1 protein-coding gene is annotated in these 201 nt (G+C 83.1%); it reads left to right on the forward strand.

The genetic code is table 11. From position 1 onward, the window contains the following. Positions 1-201: hypothetical protein (locus VR44_RS46775; RefSeq protein ID WP_045952775.1), on the forward strand; the 201-nt coding region annotated here is incomplete at both ends.

The following is a 201-nucleotide window of genomic DNA, read 5'->3' on the forward strand; positions in this document are numbered from 1 at the left end:
GAGCTGGGCGGAGCGCCCGGGCTGGCCGAACTGCTGGACGCCGGCACCTTCGAGGCGATCCTCGCCCTGCTGCCCGAGCAGGCGGCGGAGCCCTCCGCCGCGGCCCCGGTCCCGGCTCCGGCCCCGGCCCCGGTCCCGGCTCCGGCCCCGGCCCCGGCTCCGGCCCCGGCCCCGGCTCCGGCTCCGGATGCGGTTCCGGCT

Source organism: Streptomyces katrae (genome assembly GCF_000966975.1).
Taxonomy (GTDB): domain Bacteria; phylum Actinomycetota; class Actinomycetes; order Streptomycetales; family Streptomycetaceae; genus Streptomyces; species Streptomyces katrae.